This is a genomic window from Johannesbaptistia floridana (assembly GCF_057440575.1).
This window is the reverse complement of the sequence record NZ_JALKVM010000251.1, coordinates 1-1,825: the sequence shown is the minus strand read 5'-3', so window position 1 is coordinate 1,825 and position 1,825 is coordinate 1. Positions and strand designations below refer to the sequence as shown.

The following is a 1,825-nucleotide window of genomic DNA, read 5'->3' as shown; positions in this document are numbered from 1 at the left end:
GAGTCTAAGCTAACCCCATAGAAACAAAACCACCCCAATAGTAAGGATGAGCAAAAGGTTGTGGTTGAGCACAAATTTGTTGTAGGCGATATTCAGCTCTATTAATATCTTCATCTGACACAAAATTACTTTGTCTTAGTTTGTTAAAGTAAGTCCTGATTTGACTGGAATATTGATTTAAAATCTCTTCTCCTGAGATATTTCTTAACCTTTGTTGTGTGTTTTGTACCGCTAAAGAACGACTCTTTTTTTCTGATAATTCTGAGTGATAAATTAGCGAAAATAAACAAGTAGCTATCTCTTCTACTGACCACTGAGTTCCTAAAACATTTCTCGCTCCTGCACACAAAAATCCTGTGGCTAGGGTAAGAGGGTCATTACTCACTTGGGTAACAGAAAAATTAGTTTGACAACAAAATAGATAAACATCTACTAGGTTTAATCGCCGCCAAGCTGGTGTCATTAATTGACCAATAGTTAAATATCCATCTGCTAAAACCAACCCTGATTCTAAAGGATTATTAAAGTTATAATAGGCATGGTGAATAGATTGTATGGTATTTACTTGTTGACTTATTTGTTGATAGTTACTTATTGTGGCTTCTGCTCCTCTTAGGTGAAACTCAGGTGGAATTTGATATGATTGAATAAATTCTTCCCCTACATAGCTGGTAAAGATTCTATCTGATGTGGCATTTTCTACAATACCTTTAGTTAAATCTCCTTCTACTTGAGGACGTTGTGTACAATAGTTTAAGATTTGTAAACTAGGTACTATTCTCAAACGGAATTGATCGCCAAGATATCTACAACTAGGGGAAATAGTTAGGGTAGTTTCTGGTTCTTCTGGTACAGAATAATTGAATTTTAGAGTTTGTTTGAGTTGATTTTCGGGATGAGTAGTTGTTGCCGAAACAAGCTCATCACCTTGAGTTGAGATAGGTAAAGGAGAAAAAGGAATTTGATGAAGAAAAAGATGAGGAACAATAATTAATTCTTCAATTCCTTCTAAATAGTTATTTATCAGTTGATTTAACTGTAAGCGTTGGGCCAGGTTATCGAAAAATTCTGGCATATTTTGATACCATTCTCTCCATTGTGATTGGTTTTCTTCCCCTTGTAAATAAGGTGTTAACCATTGAGAACGAATCCAGTCTTGGAAAGCTTTTGAACCTTCTCCTGAACAGGTATGTAGTTGAGGTGGTTGGTGGTGACGGAGAATGAAAATATGAGTATCTTTATTAGTAGTAAAAAAGCTTAAGATGGCGGTATGAGAGTTATCAATTAACTGTTGCATCTCTTCGTAATTAAGAGAAGTTACTTGTATTTGTCCCGCTAAAACTGGGTCTAGGGAGCGTATGTGTTGCCAAATCTCTTGTTTTTGCTGTTGGATTGTGGCAATCTGTTCAAGGTCTATTGGTCTTGAATTACTCTCTCTTAGAGTTGTTCGAGTTAATTCTAAATTATCATTGGAGTCAGGATGATTTTGTAACCGATAGATTATTTCTTGTAAGTCATCATATTCTTTGAGTAATTGTTCTAATTGCTCAGGAATTTCTCCCTGACTATAGAGATCATTACTAGCCATTAAATCTACCAAACGTTTGGAGCGAGAACGTTCAGCGTATTCTAAAGCTTTGGTTAATTGGTTGGTGTTAACATAACATTGAACAATATTCTCATAAACCGAGATAGTTTGTTCTATTAGTTCTTGACGACGCTGGTCATCGACAATCCAACTACGAGTAAGTTCTACTGCTTCAATGGCTTGATTATATGCGTTGATAGCTAAGTTCCAGTTGCCTTCTGTGAAGGCTAAATAACC

At 35.7% G+C, this 1,825-nt stretch carries 1 protein-coding gene; it reads right to left on the bottom strand.

Annotated elements, in window-relative coordinates; all coding sequences use genetic code 11:
• Positions 1–4: 4 nt before the first annotated feature.
• A partial coding sequence (locus tag MW688_RS15665) for a CHAT domain-containing protein (protein ID WP_486736947.1) occupies positions 5–1,825 on the bottom strand: 1,821 nt, incomplete at its 5' end.